Here is a 15378-nt window from a genome sequence, read left to right as displayed (position 1 = left end):
TCCGGTATTTCGATCAGCGGGACAGATCAAGCGCTCACATCGTCGAGAGCCGCGGCAATCGCTTTCGGAAGTTCCAATTCTTCGGTTGCCAGTACTCCTGTCAACTGGGCGAGATCACGCGTGCCGACGACGGCGCTGGCCACCCCGGCGCGATCGCGCGCCCAGGCCAGTGCCACCGCCAGTGGGGAAGTACCCAGACCGTCGGCAGCGGTAACGACTGCGTCGACCACCCGGATCGAGGAATCGGTCAGATAGCTCTGCACATCCTGCGAATGTGCTTCGTCGGCGCCGCGGGAATCGACGGGAATGCCGTCGCGGTACTTGCCGGTCAGCACACCACCCGCGAGGGGTACTGCGGCGAACACTCCGACGCCGTGATGGGCCGCCGCTGCGAACAATTCTTCCTCGACGCCGCGTGCGAGCAACGAGTACTCGGCCTGCGTCGCGGCGAGTGTTGTTGCGCCACCGGCTCCTACGGCCGTCGCGAGCTGCCAGCCGAGGTAGCCGCGAACTCCGACGTACCGCACCTTGCCGCTCGAGACGGCGTAGTCGAGGGTTGCTGCAACCTCGTCGACAGGCGTGAGCGGATCCCAGGTTGCGACCTGCCACATGTCGAGGAAGTCGGTTCCGAGTTCACGAAGAGTCGCGTCGAGCTGGCGGAGCAATCCGCGCCGCGAGCAGTCGACGCGGTCGGTGCCGATCGGTGTGGGGTCGATGCCGGCGCTCGAGCTGATGATGAGTTCGTCACGTGGAACGACGTCGTCGAGCAACTCGGCGAGGATTCGTTGCGCCGCACCGGCGCCGTAGGCGGGCGAGGTGTCGACCAGGGTTCCGCCGGCCTCGGCGAACGCGAGTAGCTGCGCAGCAGCCTCGTCGCCGTCCGTGTCGCGTCCCCATGTCAGTGTGCCGAGCCCAAGTCGCGAGACCCGAAGTCCGCTCGTTCCGACAGATCTGTGCTTCATAACCGCCTGCATCTCGCGCCCGACTCGTGTGCGCAAGTGCGGCACCCGAGAGATCTCACCACGTGCAGACTAGTAGGCGCTCGCCTCGAGTCGGGGTATTCGGACACGGACGTGCCGGGCGCGGCGCGGCGCCGTGGGCCCCGGTAGCGTGGCGCCGGTGAAACGTGAACCCGACACACGAAACCTGTGTGCAGTAACCCCATTCGAATCAGCCGGGATCGGTGAGTGATGGGCGAAGCGATGACCTGGCTCCAGGCCGTGATCCTGGGCCTCGTGCAGGGCTTGACCGAGTTCCTGCCCATCTCGTCTTCCGGACATTTGCGAATCGTGTCGGAGATATTCTTCGGCAGTGACGCCGGCGCGTCGTTCACCGCGGTGACGCAGCTCGGCACCGAGTTGGCGGTCCTGATCTACTTCGCACGCGACATCGTGAGGATCATCACTGCCTGGTTCCGAGGTGTGTTCAATGCCGAGCACCGGGGCGATCTCGATTACCGGATGGGCTGGTACGTCATCATCGGCACCATCCCGGTCGGCATCCTCGGGTTCTTCTTCAAAGACCAGATCCGTACCGGCGCACGCAATCTGTGGCTGATTGCCACGATGCTGATCGTGTTCGCGCTCGTCATCGCTGCTGCCGAGTACTACGGACGCAAGACGCGCCCGATCGAATCGCTCACAGCGCGCGACGGCATCATCATGGGTTCGGCTCAGGCGCTCGCGCTCATCCCGGGTGTCTCACGTTCGGGTGGCACGATCAGTGCCGGCCTTTTCCTCGGACTCACCCGTGAGGCCGCAGCCCGTTACTCGTTCCTGTTGGCGATTCCGGCAGTTCTCGCCTCCGGTTTGTTCAGCCTCCCGGATGCCTTCGAGCCGGCCGGTGAGGGTCTGAACGCGAGCGGTCCGCAGTTGCTGGTGGCAACCGTCATCGCCTTCGCGGTCGGTTACGCAGCGATCGCCTGGCTGCTTCGATTTGTTGTCGATCACTCTATGTACTGGTTCGTCGGATACAGAATCGCTCTCGGCGTAGTCGTCCTTGCGTTGCTGGCCACAGGGGTCGTGTCCGCGACATAGGGCCCGTTTCGACGTCGACCACCCGTCCGTGCGGCCACCGCCCCATTAGGGTTGTGGAATGACAGTTGTCCTACTGCGGCACGGGCGGTCGACGTCCAACACTGCCCATACCCTGGCCGGTCGAACGCCGGGTGTGGAACTCGACGACCACGGCCGGAAACAGGCCGAAGGCGTCGTCGATCGGCTGGTCGGTCTGGACATCGCGGAGATCGTCCGCTCGCCGCTGTTGCGGTGTGAGCAGACGGTCGGCCCCATTGCCGTCGACCGTGGTCTGACGCCGGTGGTCGAGGATCGCCTCATCGAGGTCGATTACGGCGACTGGACGGGTCGCCCGCTCAAGGAACTCTTGGAAGAACCGCTCTGGAAAGTGGTGCAGCGCCACGCTTCCGGTGCAGTGTTTCCCGGCGGTGAAGGGCTGGCCCAGGTACAGGCGCGAGCCGTTGCCGCGATCCGAGAGCACGACGCACGGCTGGCCGAAGAACACGGCAAGGACGTCGTCTGGATCGCGTGCACGCACGGTGACGTCATCAAATCGGTTCTCGCCGACGCGTTTGCGATGCATCTCGATTCGTTCCAGCGCATCGTCGCCGAGCCCGCCTCGGTCAGTGTGATTCGCTACACGGCGACACTGCCGTTCGTTCTTCGCGTCAACGACACCGGAGACGTGCTCGCCGCGATCGGTGCAGCGAAGGCCGCGACCAACGGTTCGGCTCCCGCGCAGGAGTCCGTCCCCGGCGGAGAGGTCGGTGCGTGAGCTGTGACGGATAATGGGTATTCAGTGATGTTCTGCTCGAACTCGAGGAGGTGCAATGTCGCGCGCGATTCACGTATTTCGCACTCCTGACCGATTTGTCGCAGGAACGGTGGGCGAACCCGGTGACAGGTCTTTCTATCTCCAGGCCGTGCACGAATCACGGGTGGTGAGTGTGCTGCTCGAGAAGCAGCAGGTTCAGGTTCTCGCCGATCGCATGGGCTTACTCCTCGAAGAGGTGCATCGACGCTTCGGAACCGAGGTTCCGCCACAAGCCGACGACGTCTCCGACCTTAGCCCGCTGGTCACACCGCTCGACGCGGAGTTCCGGGTCGGCACGATGGGGCTCGGTTGGGACGCCGATGCCGGCGCGGTCGTCGTGGAGCTGCTTGCCGTCAGCGAGACGGAGTTCGACGAATCGGTTGTCCTCGACGACGCCGACGACGGTCCGGACGCGGTCCGTGTGTTCCTGACTCCGGAGCAAGCGCGCGAGTTTTCGCTGCGGTCCGAACGCGTCATCGCGGCGGGACGCGCGCCGTGCCCGCTGTGTGGTGAACCGTTGGCGCCCGAGGGGCACGTCTGCATCCGCACCAATGGGTACCGACGCGGCGAGTCCTTCGGTTTCGCGATCGACGACGCAGACGACGACGAGGTCTGACGTCGTGTCCGAACCTGGTGTGCCGGACGTGCTGCTCGAGGGTGATCTGACTCTGATCGGTCAGATCACCACGGCGAGCAACGCCACGCTGGTATGTGAGTCGACTCTGGGGGAGAAGTCCACCCGCGTGGTCTACAAGCCGGTCCGGGGTGAACGCCCACTGTGGGATTTCCCGGACGGCACTCTGGCGGGGCGTGAGGTCGCGTCGTACCGCGTGTCCGAGGCGCTGGGTTGGGGAGTGATTCCGCGAACAGTGTTGCGGGACGGCCCTTTCGGTCCAGGCATGGTGCAGCGATGGATCGACACCGTCGATCGCCGCGCGGATGGATCTGGTGGACTCGAGATGGTGGACCTGTGCAGTCCCGGCAACGTTCCGCCGGGGTGGTTCGAGGTCCTGCAGGCCTTCGACTCGGAGGGTGAACCCGTCTCCCTGATCCATGCGGACGATCCACGGCTGCAGCGAATGGCCGTTCTGGACGTCCTCATCAACAACGCCGACCGCAAGGGTGGTCACGCCCTCGAGGGCGTCGACGGCTCGGTGTACGGCGTTGATCACGGAATCTGTCTTCACTCGGAGAACAAGCTGCGGACCGTGTTGTGGGGGTGGGCCGGGCAGCCCGTACCCGGTGCTTTGATCGCCGACGTCGCCGAATTCGCGACAACTCTCGACGGGGATCTCGGCGACGAGTTGTCCGAACTGATCACCGAAGAGGAAATCGTGGCCTTGGCGGTGCGGGCGATGCAGTTCGCCGAGTCCGCGGTGATGCCTGAGCCGAACGGCCATCGAACGATTCCCTGGCCGGCCTTCTAGTCGCGAGACGTTTCCTGCTGTTCGCGAGTTGCCGTCAATCCGGGTGAGCGAACCAATCGCAGTAGTTGTTCGCGCAGCGCGGCGACATCCCCGACGCCGACGGTCAACGCCGCATCTTCCTTCTCGAGCGTCAGTAGTCGCTCGTACGTCAGTCTTCCGGCGTCGGTTATCGCGATCACGCGCCGACGCTCGTCCCTCGGATCGGTGTCACGAGTGACGTAACCCGCTCGTTCGAGACGGTCGATCGTGCGGCTCATCGTCTGATCGGTGACTCGGGCGTTCTTCGCGATGTCGCGTTGAGACGCCGCCCCACCGGCGATCGAGTGGAGCACGATCAGGCCCGCGTGCGTCATGTCCTGAGACCGCAAGACCTTCTCCCACGAGTGCTCCACCAGGCGTGCAGCGGTGGACAACAGCCGGCCGGTGGGCCAGTCGTCCAGGCCGTCGCTGCTCATTTTTCTGCCTTCCGTTTGCAATTACTCAGCATGCTGAACAAAATAGTCGGCAAGTCCTCTGCTGCCGATCCCTGGAGACCCAGTGAGCACACCAGTACAAAATCGTCCTGTTCGTCGCCTTCGATGGATTGTGCCAGCTCTCCTCGTGATCGGCTGGCTGGCAATCGGAGGATTCGGCGGTCCGTTCGCCGGAAAGCTCAGCACGGTGCAGCAGAACGACAACACGTCGTTCCTGCCCGCGTCGGCCGAAGCGACCGAGGTGGCAAAGCTTCAAGAGAGCTTCACGGACACGCGCTTCGTGCCGGCCATCATCGTGGCGGAACGACCGGGTGGCCTCGAGCCCGCCGACTCCACCTTCCTGTCCCAGACCGTCGATTCGTTTGTCGGTACCGAAGGATTCGGTGACGCGTCATCGCCGCCGATCCCGTCGGCCGACGGCCAGGCACTCCAGATGTTCCTGCCGGTCGACAGCACCCTCGAAGTCAAGGACAGCGTGAAAGCGCTGCGCGCGGCGCTGGAGTCGAGCCCTGACGGACTGACAGTCAAGGTCACCGGCCCCGCTGGGCAGGTTGCGGATCTGTCGGCAGCATTCGCCGGTATCGACGGACTGCTGTTGTTGGTAGCCGGATCCGTCGTGATCGTGATCCTGATCATCGTCTACCGAAGCCCGATCCTGCCGTTCGTGGTGATCTTCTCGGCGATCTTCGCACTCGGATTGTCGAGCTTGCTCGTGTATCTGCTCGCGGACGCGGACGTCATCGCACTGAACGGTCAGAGCCAGGGCATCCTGTTCATCCTCGTGTTCGGTGCCGCCACCGACTACGCGCTGCTTCTGGTCTCTCGCTATCGGGAAGAGCTGCGGATCGAGAAGGACAAGTACGCAGCAATGCGCACTGCGTGGCGCGCGACGCTCGAACCTGTCGCAGCGTCTGCGGGAACGGTCATCGCGGGCGTTCTGTGCCTGTTGCTCTCCGACCTGAACTCGAACCGCGGACTCGGTCCGGTGGCCGCCATCGGTATCGCCGCGTCCTTCCTCGCATCGATGACCTTCCTACCTGCTGTCCTGGTTCTGTTCGGGAGGACGGCGTACTGGCCGACCAAGCCGAAGTTCGATGCCGACCGCGAGCACCACGACGAGGCGAACGATCACCGGTTCTGGGCCGGGCTCGCTGCTCGAATCGGTAGGCATCCGCGCCGCTTCTGGGTGGCGTCGACTCTGGTGCTGGTGATCTTCGCGATGATGATGCCGCAGTTCAAAGCCAGCGGTGTCTCGTCGTCCGACATCTTCTTGCTCGATGTCGATTCGGTTGCAGGCCAGGAGATTCTCGGCGAGCACTTCGACGCGGGTTCGGGTTCACCGGCCGTGGTCATCGCGAATGCAGACCAAGTGGATGCCGTTGCGGCAGCCAGTCGCGTGGAGGGTGTCAGCGACGTGAGCGTCGTGCAGAACGGGGGAGCGCCTCTGGTTGTCGACGGGCGAGTCTCCCTGCAGGCGACGTTGACTGACGCTGCCGACTCGCTCGAGGCCGAAGACACCATCGTGCGACTGCGTGATGCAGTTCACTCAGTGGAGGGCGCCGACGCATTGGTCGGTGGCGTCACTGCGACCGACCTCGACACGAAGACCACCTCGACACGGGACCGGACACTCATCATTCCCGTGGTGATCATCGTGGTGTTCGTGATTCTCTCGCTCTTGCTGCGTTCGCTTCTCGCACCGCTGCTTCTCATGGGCACCGTTGTGCTCTCGTTTGCTGCGACACTGGGCATTTCGTCGCTGGTGTTCGACCACATCTTCGGTTTCCCCGGTGCGGATCCGGTGGTCCCGCTCTTTGCGTTCGTGTTCCTCGTGGCTCTGGGAATCGACTACAACATCTTCCTCATGACGAGGGTGCGTGAGGAAGCGCTGAAGATCGGCACCAGGGCGGGCGCTCTGCGGGGACTCACGGTGACCGGCGGGGTGATCACATCTGCCGGAGTTGTTCTGGCAGCAACCTTCTCGGCGTTGGCGGTGATCCCGCTGTTGTTCCTCGCCCAGATCGCGTTCATCGTGGCGTTCGGTGTCCTGCTCGACGCTCTGATCGTCCGATCCTTGCTGGTCCCGGCCTTGACCTACGACATCGGTCAGAAGATCTGGTGGCCGAGCAAGCTCGCGTCGACGCCCGAACCGGAGCAGGATCAGCCAGCACCTTCCCAGCCTCAGAGCAGTCTCCACTAGGCTCGGCAGCATGCAGTCTTGGTCCGATACCGCACTCCCGTCCGTTCCCGGTCAGGGGCCGCCGTTGCGGCTGTACGACACAGCCGACCGTCAGGTTCGCCCCGTCACCCCGGGCGAGAAGGCGACGATGTACGTCTGCGGCATCACCCCGTACGACGCCACCCACCTCGGCCACGCGGCCACGTACCTCACGTTCGACCTCGTGAACCGAATCTGGCGCGACGCCGGACACGATGTCCACTACGTCCAGAACGTGACCGACGTGGACGACCCGCTGTTCGAGCGAGCCAATCGCGACGGCGAGGACTGGATCGTCCTCGGCATGCGTGAGACGGCACTCTTCCGAGAGGACATGGAAGCGCTGCGTGTGCTTCCGCCGAAGGACTACATCGGCGCCGTCGAATCGGTGAACGAAGTAGTGGAGTTGGTGGAGAAGTTCGTGGCGTCCGGCGCCGCGTACATCGTCGACGACGCGGAGTTCCCCGACGTCTACTTCCGTGCCGACGCGACCGAGCAGTTCGGCTACGAGTCGGGCTACGACCGCGCGACGATGGAGAAGTTCTTTGCCGAACGCGGCGGAGATCCCGATCGCGTCGGAAAGCGCAATCCTCTCGACGCACTTGTCTGGCGTGCGGAGCGTCCGGGCGAGCCCTCGTGGCCCTCACCCTTCGGGCCGGGGCGCCCCGGCTGGCACATCGAATGCGCGGCCATTGCACTCAACCGCATCGGCTCCGGCTTCGACGTCCAGGGCGGTGGCAGCGATCTGATCTTCCCGCACCACGAGTTCTCGGCGGCGCATGCCGAATCGGCAACGGGTGATCGCCGTTTCGCGCGGCACTACGTGCACACCGGCATGATCGGTCTCGACGGCGAGAAGATGTCGAAGAGTCGCGGAAACCTGGTCTTCGTTTCCAAGCTGCGCGGTGAGGGGGTGGACCCAGCGGCAATCCGTCTCGGACTGCTGTCCGGCCACTACCGCCAGGATCGCGCGTGGACTGATCAGGTCCTCGCGGATGCTCAGTCGCGCCTGAAGGTGTGGCGCGAGGCCGCGGCTCTCGGTTCTGCGCCGTCTGCCACCGACACTGTTGCGCGTTTGCGTCAGCACCTGGCCGACGATCTCGACACCCCGAAGGCGCTCGACGCGCTCGACGGTTGGGCCCGCCGCGCCATCGAGGGCGGCGGATCCGACACGCAGGCACCCGGCGAGTTCGCCGATGCCGTCGACGCCCTACTGGGTATTTCGCTTCGCTGAACCCCTGCTGTGCGCCTTTGTTAACCGCCCGCGGTTAATAAAGGCGCACAGCAGTTTCTAGGCGTAGTCCAACGCACCTTCGGCGGGTGTCGGCACCCGGCGCCGTAGCGGCGAGCCCAATGCCCTCGCCAGATCCGTTCCGTCGTGCTCGGCAAGCAGCTCACCGTTCGACCAGACCAGCAGCGCGGCGCTGACAGCCTGTTCGGCCGTGGAGTGCGCGAGGTCGTAGTGCGCACAGCCGGGGACGTCTGCGTATGTGATCCACAGGTCGTAGCCGGTCATGAAGAGGTCCAGGTCGAACTGAACGCTCAAGCCGAGAAGCTCGCTGCGACCGTTGTCGTCGACACCGGCGAAGGCCTCGTCGAGTGCCAGCAGACGCGGGGCGTGCGGGTCGGCCGAGTCCAACATGACGTGCGCCGCGGCGAACAAAGGAAGGTGCAGCGAGACGGACTGCTCGCCACCGGACAGCGCGCTGTGCCGCGCGACGGTAAGACGGTCTTCCTTGCCCTCACCGCTGATGAGGGTGAACGAGAACACGCGCCATTGACGGTAGTCGAGCGCCGAGGACAGAATCTCCGGGTACGAGCGTTCGGGGTGCGCCGCGCGGGCGGTACGGATCTGCGTCGCGAAATGTGCTCGCAGAGTTGCCAGTTCATCGACGCCGAGGGCCGACGCGTCTCGATCCAGCAGCTTGGAGATCGCCCGCGAGCTGTCGTCGAGGTTGTCGGCGAGCACCCAGTGAACGCCGATGGTATTGCCTGAGGACATCCGACGCTCACGCATCTCGGTGCCCATCTGTGCGATCAACTCGCGTGCGTCGACCGTGCGCTCGTGGATCTGCTGAGCCAATCCCGTCAACAGGGCATCTTCGAGAATGCGACGCTCGGATTCGGTGAGCAACTGCTCCTGATCGCCGCGAGCGTCGTGGATCCGCGTTGCGAACTCGCCGATCGACGAATAGCCCTGATCGTCCTGGACTCGTACGACGGTCAGCCCATCCGGTGCATCCCACTGCAGACGGTAGTCCTGTCCGGCTGCTGCGAGTTGCGCGTCGAAGTCCTGCAGCGCCGAGGTCAGTGCCGTGCGGGTTGCCTTTCGGGCGCCGTCGGTGACTCGGACTGCCGAGGTCGCAGCCTCGAGCGCTCGGTACAACTTGTCGACGTCTTCGGGGAGGACAGGCGGGTGGGCCGCGTCCTCGCTGCGATCTTCGTTCTGGATGCGGTAGACCAACTGATCGGGGCTCATCCACGCCGCTGAACTGGCCGGCCAGCTCAGATGTTCCTTGACGCCCAACAACTCGAGAAGGTCCGGGCGCGCGTAGGGTGCGAGTCGCTCTGCATCACTGCGGGTTTCGGTCAGGGTGTGACGCAAGGTCTCCACGGCGGTATTGTATGCACCCTCCGCCGTGCCGATCTGGAGGACGGCGGCGTCGTACGCCTTTCGCGCCGCACGCTGTTCGACCTTGCATTCTTCGATCTTCGCGCGGGCTTTTGCCAGGTCCAGGTCGATCTGCTCGGCGCTGGCACCGAGGGTGTCGCGCAGCGTCTCGAGACGCTGCACCTGCTGGAGCAGACTCTCCTCGGCGATGGCGGCTTCCTCGGCGAATTCCTCCGCATTGGCGCGTGATTCGTCGAGACGGTCGCGAGACTCGCGTTCGAGTTCGACTTCCTTGGCATGCTCCCGTCGGCAGCGCAGCGCCAGTTCCCCCTGCTTCTCGAAATGACGGATCGCCGCCGCGAGGGAGTCGAGTTCACGGCCGATATGCGGCGTCCGGTGCTGCGACGCCGTCGCTCGGAGTTGCTTTTCCTTCGCCGCGAGATCAGCGATCGCCGCATCGAGTTCGCGTTGTGCCGTTTCCGTGGCCTCCGAGCGAGTACGGAGTGCGCCGGCAGATTCGGTGACCGTCTTGAGTGCGCGCAGGATCGAACCTGTCTTCGGCAATTCCTTTGCCGCAGAGTTGATCCGGCTCAGTTGCTCGTTGGTCTGCGCCACCAGTGCCTTGGCCGTATCGACTGCCGCGGCAAGTTCTTCCAGAGCCGCGTCGATCTCGGTGATCCGAGCCTCGCGTCGACGCGCCCGTGCTGTGGTGCCGATGTACTCGGCATCGGCCTTGACGTGCCGGCCACGCGCGACGCCCTGCCAGAAGCGGCCGTCGACGCCGATCGCGACGCTTGCATCGGAGTCGCCTGGCGCCTCGACGAGACTGATCGACGCGAGAATGTCCTGTACCCGAGCGTCGGGTACGTCGGCATTGCCTTCGACCTCGAGGACGTCGGCCAGCGTTCGTCCCTTCGGACGCTGCTTGACGGGCAGAGCCGTCAGGAACTGCTCGCTGACGTGCTCGGGAATCTTCTCGTCCGGGCAGACCCAGCCATCGAGCAGATTTGCCGCCTGGAGTGCGGATTCGATTCCCGTGGCCACGTCTGGTTCGACGGAATCGGCGAAGCGCACCAACTGCCATAGCGGTGCACCACCCAGTTCACTGCGGTTGTCGGAGCGTGCGTGGAAGGCAGGCGGAGCGTCGTCGTGTTCCGCGGAGACGGCCTTGCGCTCGGATTTGAGAGCCGCGATGGAGGCGTGTGATGCAGATATTTCAGCTTCGGCCTCACGTCGACGCTCGCGCAGCGTCTCGGTGCCGGCCTCGGTGTGCTCGGCGAGAACTGCGGACAGCGCCGGAGCGTCTTCGTCGCCGACTTCGGCGAGCGCCGCGTCGAGAGCTTCGAACAGCGACGTGTCGGCGCCGACAGCCGAAAACAGGGAGGAGTGATCGGTCCACCACGCGCGCAGCCCGCTGGCGCACTGACTGCGTGCGAGTTCCACGGCAGCTTCGCCCTCGAGTACCGCGGCCTTGGACGCTTCGAGCAGCTCTTGTCCACGGCGAGAGCTGTTTTCGGCCCGGGTTCGTTCGGTCGCCGCCTTCTCGACGGTCGCCAGTGCGGTGCGGACGACGCGTACGTCACCGTCACGCTCCTCGGCATGGCCACGGACGGCTGCCGTGATCTGGTCACTGCGTGAGCCGTCGGGCAGGGGAGTCCAGACGATGCCGGCGTCCTCGGCTGCTGCCTGCAGTTCGTCCTCGGCGCGCGAGAGTGCTTCGGCCGCACGCTTGACCGACGATGCAGCCTTGTCGGCTTCGTCGCCGCGTTGAGCGAGTGCGGCCTGCGCTTTCCGGGACTTGTCTGCCTGCTGCTCGGTCGAGAGCTTGAGCGTCGCGACGGCCTGGGCGAGGTCGTCGAGTTGCTGTTTGCCTTCGTACGCGCTCGAGCGTTGCAGTGCTTCGACATTGGCGCGCGCGTTCTCGAGTGCCTGCTCGGCCTGGTTGAAGCGCTCCTCGGCTGCTGCCCGCGCCTCACGGCTGCGGGTCTGGGCGAGCGACGACTCGTCCATGGCGGCAACACCTCTGGTGACCGCTGCGAGGCGGGTGCTGACCTGTTCGATCTCTCCGCGAGACTGCTGACGCAGGTACTTGGTGTAGACCCCGATGAAACTCTGGGCTGCCTGATCGGCGGCCGCGAGCCCCTCGAGCGCGCGGCCGACTTCCTCCATGTCGCTGAACGAACGCGCAGCTTCGAGGACCAACTGATCGTCGAGTGGACGGAGACCGTCGGTGAGTGCCTGCGAAAGGCCCTTCGGGTCGAGGTTCTTCGCGAGCTGGGGGCGGCGAAGCGTGAGAATGAGATTGATCAGCTGGTCGTAGCGCTGCACACCGAGACCGAACATTCGCGCGTCGATGGCTGTGCGGTAGTCGAGGGGACGGTCGGTGATGGAATCGCTGCCGAGTTGTTCGGCCAACTGCTTCTTGGTGAGAGGACGATCGTCGTTGCCGATCAGCGAGAAGTCGACTCCGACGCGGCCGTCGGCGACGAAGTACCAGCGGGTGACCTTGTCGTTGGTGCGGGTTGCGCGCATGCCGATGCCCACGGTCACCGACTCGGGATCTTCGAGGGAGCCGCGGCAGAACTCCATCCACACGTAGGAGTGCGCGCTGTCCTGACCGCGGTAGAGCAGGTTGGACTTCATCGTGCGCTCTTCACCGGCGAACGGGTTGAGGCGCCGCGGTTCGATGCGGCCGTCGAAGACGAACGGGAACAGGACCTCGAGGGCCTTGGTCTTGCCGGATCCGTTGGGTCCCCGCAGAACCAGTCGACCGTCGGCGAACGAGAACTCTTGGTCTCGGTAATCCCAGAGGTTGATGATTCCAGCCCGAGTAGGTCGGAAGCGGGCGTTGCTCATACGTTCTCTACCTCTGATAGTTCGCCGTTGGGGGAAGGTTCGGGGCCGAATTCGTCGACCGGATCCGGTGCGGAGTTGTCCACCGCGAAGTCGATCTGAGGATCGCGTTCGCGCACGGAGACCACGACGTCGCGGTACCGGGCAAGGACGGGCAACACCAGTACGCCGCCGTCGACCGCATGCGTCAGGCGCAGACGTTGCAGCAACCCGAGCGCCTGCTTGCGCAGCCCGTTGTGATCGGCCTGCCACTGCGCCGCGAAAGTTCGCCCGAACTGGTCCACCAACTCGGTGACCTTGTCAGCGAGCCAGTCGTCGTCGATTTTCGGGTACGTGACGGGTTCCGGTGGCTCGGTCGGTTCGCCGGCAGGAAGCGGGAATTCTTCTTCCTCGTCGGCGAGGTCCTCGAAGATTCCAGCCTCGGGGATGGCGGCATCGAGTTGTTCGATCAGGTGATCGTCCGACACGTGCGGGATCGGAAGTTTCGGCAGTTCGGGAGCGTCGACGTCGAGTACGCGGTCGGCAATCTCGCCGGCCAGGAGAAGTGCCACCTGAGCGATCGTTCCGGTGCTCGGGAAGCGGACGTCGGAGAGTCGGCCGGTGGGATCGATCATCGCGATTCCCTCGGCGCGGCGCTCGGCCACCAACCCCGTCAGTAGTTCGACTTCCGACGCGGTCTTGGGCTGCGCCAACGCGATCAATTCGTGCTGATCGAGTTCACCGGCCAGTACGACCGGGCGCTCGACGAGTGCCCGACGCACTCGGCGTCCGATCTCTTTCGCGTCCAAGGGAATTCCGTCGTCCTCGGAGGCGCTCGAGGTCTCCGCCGCCAGCAGCCCTCGGATGGAGTGCAGGTGCTGCAGGGCGCGCGGCGGACGGAACAGGGCCACGACGACGGAACGATCGATGTCGTAGAGCGCTTCTCCCGCTTCGGGATTGGACGCCCAGCCGTTTGCGTCACCGTCGGCGAGGGCGATGGCGCCCCGGACGCCGAGCCAGCCGACGGCATCGACGAAGGCGTCGCGGTCCGACGCACGATCGGTGGAGAGTTCCACGCCGTCGACCTGCGCGGCGTCGGCCGCGACGTGATCGGCCAACTCCGACAACGTGATCTGGTTTCCGGCGCGGCCCAGCGCGGCCAGGCACAACGCCAGGTAGGCGTAGCGCGTGCGATCGAAGGTTCGCTCGGAGGCAGTTCTGGCCGGTGCCGACGGGTTGAGCCGATCCGACACCGTGAACAGGCGAGCGGTGGTCTCTGTCACCTCGAGGCGGTATCCGAACAGCTCCAGTAAGTCGTCACGTAGCTCGGTGGCCCAACGGCGCAAGAGCGGCAACGCAATTCGATCCGGGTACGTCGAGGTGATCAGGTGATTGGACAGAATCACACGCGCCGCTCGTTGGTACGAATCGAGGGCTAGGGGCGTGATCTCGCGAGCTCTCATCGAACACTGACCTCGATGCCGTCGAGATGCATTCGTCCGCGAGCAGTCTTGATGGTGGTCGAACCGTCCGAGGGACTGAGCGTCAGCTTCACCCCGTTCTCACTACCGGTGGAGCTCTTGACGCGTCCCACCACCGGAACGCGCGCGGTCAGTGCTGCATTGAGCAGACTCAGCAAAACTTCGGTCTCCTGCTCGTTGAGTTCGCGCTGATAAACACCGTTCGACGCGAGGGATTGCGCCGCGGCACTGCGCGTACGTTGCGCCGCCAACTGCTCTTCGCGCAGGCGGCGGATGCTGCCGTCGTTGCGGGCGACTTTGCTCGGCAAGCCGGGTGAGGGCGGGCGGCCGGTTTCGGCGAGTGTTCGCGCGATCTCGACCGGCGGTGCCTCCCACCACGAGCGTGAGTGCGAAATAATGTCGGCGTCCGGATGCACCATCGAGAGATGGCGTGGACGACCGAGGTCGAACACTGCCTGGAACAGAGCATGAGCTGCGTCTTCGGACGGCGTGGCGGCGAACCAACCGGCGAGGTGCCGGAGCTGGCTCTCACGGCTGACGCCGCCGCGACGGGTTTCCGTGACGCGGCGAAGGAGCGCCAGAACCGCGGCGATCGCGCTCATCGTGCCCTCACGTAGACGCTCGGACTCGCTGATCCCCGATTCCGCGGAGACGAACCAGGCGGTCAATCCTCGCCAACGCGCAGCCCAGTCGTCTTCGCGTTCGGTGATCGGGACGAACACCCGTTCGTCACTGGCGGCGGCGAGGCGGATCATGCGATCGACCCCGGTGGATTCGACGTGCTCGATCGCTTCCTTGAGCTTGGGGGCGTAGCGCGCCAGATCGGAGCTGAACTCCCGCATGTGCGTGAGCAGAGCGTCCTTGTGCGTGAGGAAAGCCTGCGGAGTGATCTCCGTGGTCCGTACGAGGTCGCCGAGGGTGAGATAGAAGTGCGCGGCTCGATCAGCCATGTCGGAGAGTGTCGAGTCGAGGCGCTTGAGCTTGCGGAAGATCAGATCGCCGTCGGAGCTTCGGTTGGCCTCGGCGAGTTCGGACATGTCTGCGAGCAGGTCCGGCAAAGCGAGACGCGAGAGCGACGCCGAGTCCAGGCGTGCGGCGAGAACGTCTTCGACTGATCGATAGACCTGGTATCCGGCCTGACCGAACTGGTAGACGAAGTGGCGATTGCGGTACTCGGCCAGCGTGGCCGCGCGGGTGCCGTCGTAGCTGCGCTCGAGGATCTCCCACACGTGGAGCTGATCCAACAGGGGAGTGACCTCTGCTGCCGACAGATCGGCCGCCGGATCCGATCCACCGATCTTCTCGAGGATGTGCGCGACGGCTCCGGCATGCAGCAGGACGGTGTAGTTGGCGCGAGCATGGTCGAAGGCACGAAGTACCCAGAGGTACTCGGCCCGTTTTTCCGCGATCGTGAACGAAAACAGCTTCAGTCGATTGGTGTCGGCGTACGCGGCGTAATCTGGCGCACTCGTTTCTTCCACCATGACAGGGTAGGCGAGAGACGCCC

The 15378-nt window shown here is 64.8% G+C and carries 11 protein-coding genes; 6 read left to right on the top strand and 5 right to left on the bottom strand.

Features of this window, described 5'->3' with window-relative positions; translation table 11 throughout:
• Nucleotides 1-26 precede the first annotated feature (26 nt).
• Complete coding sequence (locus tag P0M12_RS27715; protein WP_003946175.1) at nt 27-962, bottom strand: aldo/keto reductase; 936 nt, start codon at nt 960-962, stop codon at nt 27-29.
• Nucleotides 963-1190: 228 nt separating this feature from the next.
• On the opposite strand from P0M12_RS27715, the gene P0M12_RS27710 reads away from it, so the two are divergent.
• From P0M12_RS27710 to P0M12_RS27695, 4 genes are read left to right on the top strand one after another with little or no spacing between them, the layout of a single operon-like run.
• Nucleotides 1191-2036, top strand: coding sequence for an undecaprenyl-diphosphate phosphatase (locus P0M12_RS27710; protein WP_030537531.1), 846 nt, complete (start codon nt 1191-1193; stop codon nt 2034-2036).
• A gap of 58 nt (nt 2037-2094) precedes the next feature.
• Nucleotides 2095-2790: a histidine phosphatase family protein gene (locus tag P0M12_RS27705; protein ID WP_003946173.1), complete on the top strand. Its 696-nt coding sequence runs from the start codon at nt 2095-2097 to the stop codon at nt 2788-2790.
• Between the two features lie 55 nt (nt 2791-2845).
• Entirely contained in the window at nt 2846-3445 is a 600-nt protein-coding gene (locus tag P0M12_RS27700) for a DUF3090 domain-containing protein (RefSeq protein ID WP_003946200.1), read from the top strand.
• A gap of 4 nt (nt 3446-3449) precedes the next feature.
• The gene (locus P0M12_RS27695) at nt 3450-4256 is read left to right on the top strand and encodes an SCO1664 family protein (protein WP_030537533.1); all 807 of its coding nucleotides are present in this window, start codon (nt 3450-3452) and stop codon (nt 4254-4256) included.
• Here P0M12_RS27695 and P0M12_RS27690 read toward each other — a convergent pair.
• On the bottom strand, nt 4253-4711 hold the full coding sequence (locus tag P0M12_RS27690) for a MarR family transcriptional regulator (RefSeq protein WP_042450996.1): 459 nt from the start codon (nt 4709-4711) through the stop codon (nt 4253-4255). The two genes, P0M12_RS27695 and P0M12_RS27690, sit on opposite strands and share 4 nt — an antisense overlap.
• 127 nt (nt 4712-4838) lie before the next feature.
• Between P0M12_RS27690 and P0M12_RS27685 the strand changes: the two genes are divergently transcribed.
• Nucleotides 4839-6929 carry an MMPL family transporter gene (locus tag P0M12_RS27685; RefSeq protein WP_225320402.1) on the top strand — a complete coding sequence of 697 codons (2091 nt, stop codon included), beginning with the start codon at nt 4839-4841 and terminating at the stop codon, nt 6927-6929.
• Between the two features lie 10 nt (nt 6930-6939).
• Nucleotides 6940-8181 (top strand): cysteine--1-D-myo-inosityl 2-amino-2-deoxy-alpha-D-glucopyranoside ligase, encoded by a 1242-nt coding sequence (gene mshC / locus P0M12_RS27680; protein WP_003946190.1) that lies wholly within the window; start codon nt 6940-6942, stop codon nt 8179-8181.
• Nucleotides 8182-8238: 57 nt separating this feature from the next.
• On the opposite strand, the gene P0M12_RS27675 is transcribed toward mshC, so the two are convergent.
• From P0M12_RS27675 to P0M12_RS27665, 3 genes are read right to left on the bottom strand one after another with little or no spacing between them, the layout of a single operon-like run.
• The gene (locus P0M12_RS27675) at nt 8239-12414 is read right to left on the bottom strand and encodes a TIGR02680 family protein (RefSeq protein ID WP_209447473.1); all 4176 of its coding nucleotides are present in this window, start codon (nt 12412-12414) and stop codon (nt 8239-8241) included.
• Nucleotides 12411-13853 carry a TIGR02678 family protein gene (locus P0M12_RS27670; protein WP_277377137.1) on the bottom strand — a complete coding sequence of 481 codons (1443 nt, stop codon included), beginning with the start codon at nt 13851-13853 and terminating at the stop codon, nt 12411-12413. The genes P0M12_RS27675 and P0M12_RS27670 overlap by 4 nt, the downstream gene beginning before the upstream one ends.
• Nucleotides 13850-15355, bottom strand: a complete 1506-nt coding sequence (locus P0M12_RS27665; protein ID WP_007733760.1) for a TIGR02677 family protein — start codon at nt 15353-15355, stop codon at nt 13850-13852. The genes P0M12_RS27670 and P0M12_RS27665 overlap by 4 nt, the downstream gene beginning before the upstream one ends.
• Between the last annotated feature and the right edge of the window lie 23 nt (nt 15356-15378).

Origin of the sequence: Rhodococcus sp. RCBS9, assembly GCF_029457415.1 — a bacterium.
Classification (GTDB): Bacteria; Actinomycetota; Actinomycetes; order Mycobacteriales; family Mycobacteriaceae; genus Rhodococcus_F; species Rhodococcus_F qingshengii.
The sequence above is the reverse complement of the archived record's forward strand: the minus strand, read 5'-3'. Positions and strand labels throughout refer to the sequence as shown.

Bases quoted from the DNA above. Each gene is read 5' to 3' on its own strand.
- P0M12_RS27715 (WP_003946175.1), bottom strand. From the start codon at position 962: ATGAAGCACAGATCTGTCGGAACGAGCGGACTTCGGGTCTCGCGACTT.
- P0M12_RS27710 (WP_030537531.1), top strand. From the start codon at position 1,191: ATGGGCGAAGCGATGACCTGGCTCCAGGCCGTGATCCTGGGCCTCGTG.
- P0M12_RS27705 (WP_003946173.1), top strand. From the start codon at position 2,095: ATGACAGTTGTCCTACTGCGGCACGGGCGGTCGACGTCCAACACTGCC.
- P0M12_RS27700 (WP_003946200.1), top strand. From the start codon at position 2,846: ATGTCGCGCGCGATTCACGTATTTCGCACTCCTGACCGATTTGTCGCA.
- P0M12_RS27690 (WP_042450996.1), bottom strand. From the start codon at position 4,711: ATGAGCAGCGACGGCCTGGACGACTGGCCCACCGGCCGGCTGTTGTCC.
- mshC (WP_003946190.1), top strand. From the start codon at position 6,940: ATGCAGTCTTGGTCCGATACCGCACTCCCGTCCGTTCCCGGTCAGGGG.
- P0M12_RS27675 (WP_209447473.1), bottom strand. From the start codon at position 12,414: ATGAGCAACGCCCGCTTCCGACCTACTCGGGCTGGAATCATCAACCTC.
- P0M12_RS27670 (WP_277377137.1), bottom strand. From the start codon at position 13,853: ATGAGAGCTCGCGAGATCACGCCCCTAGCCCTCGATTCGTACCAACGA.
- P0M12_RS27665 (WP_007733760.1), bottom strand. From the start codon at position 15,355: ATGGTGGAAGAAACGAGTGCGCCAGATTACGCCGCGTACGCCGACACC.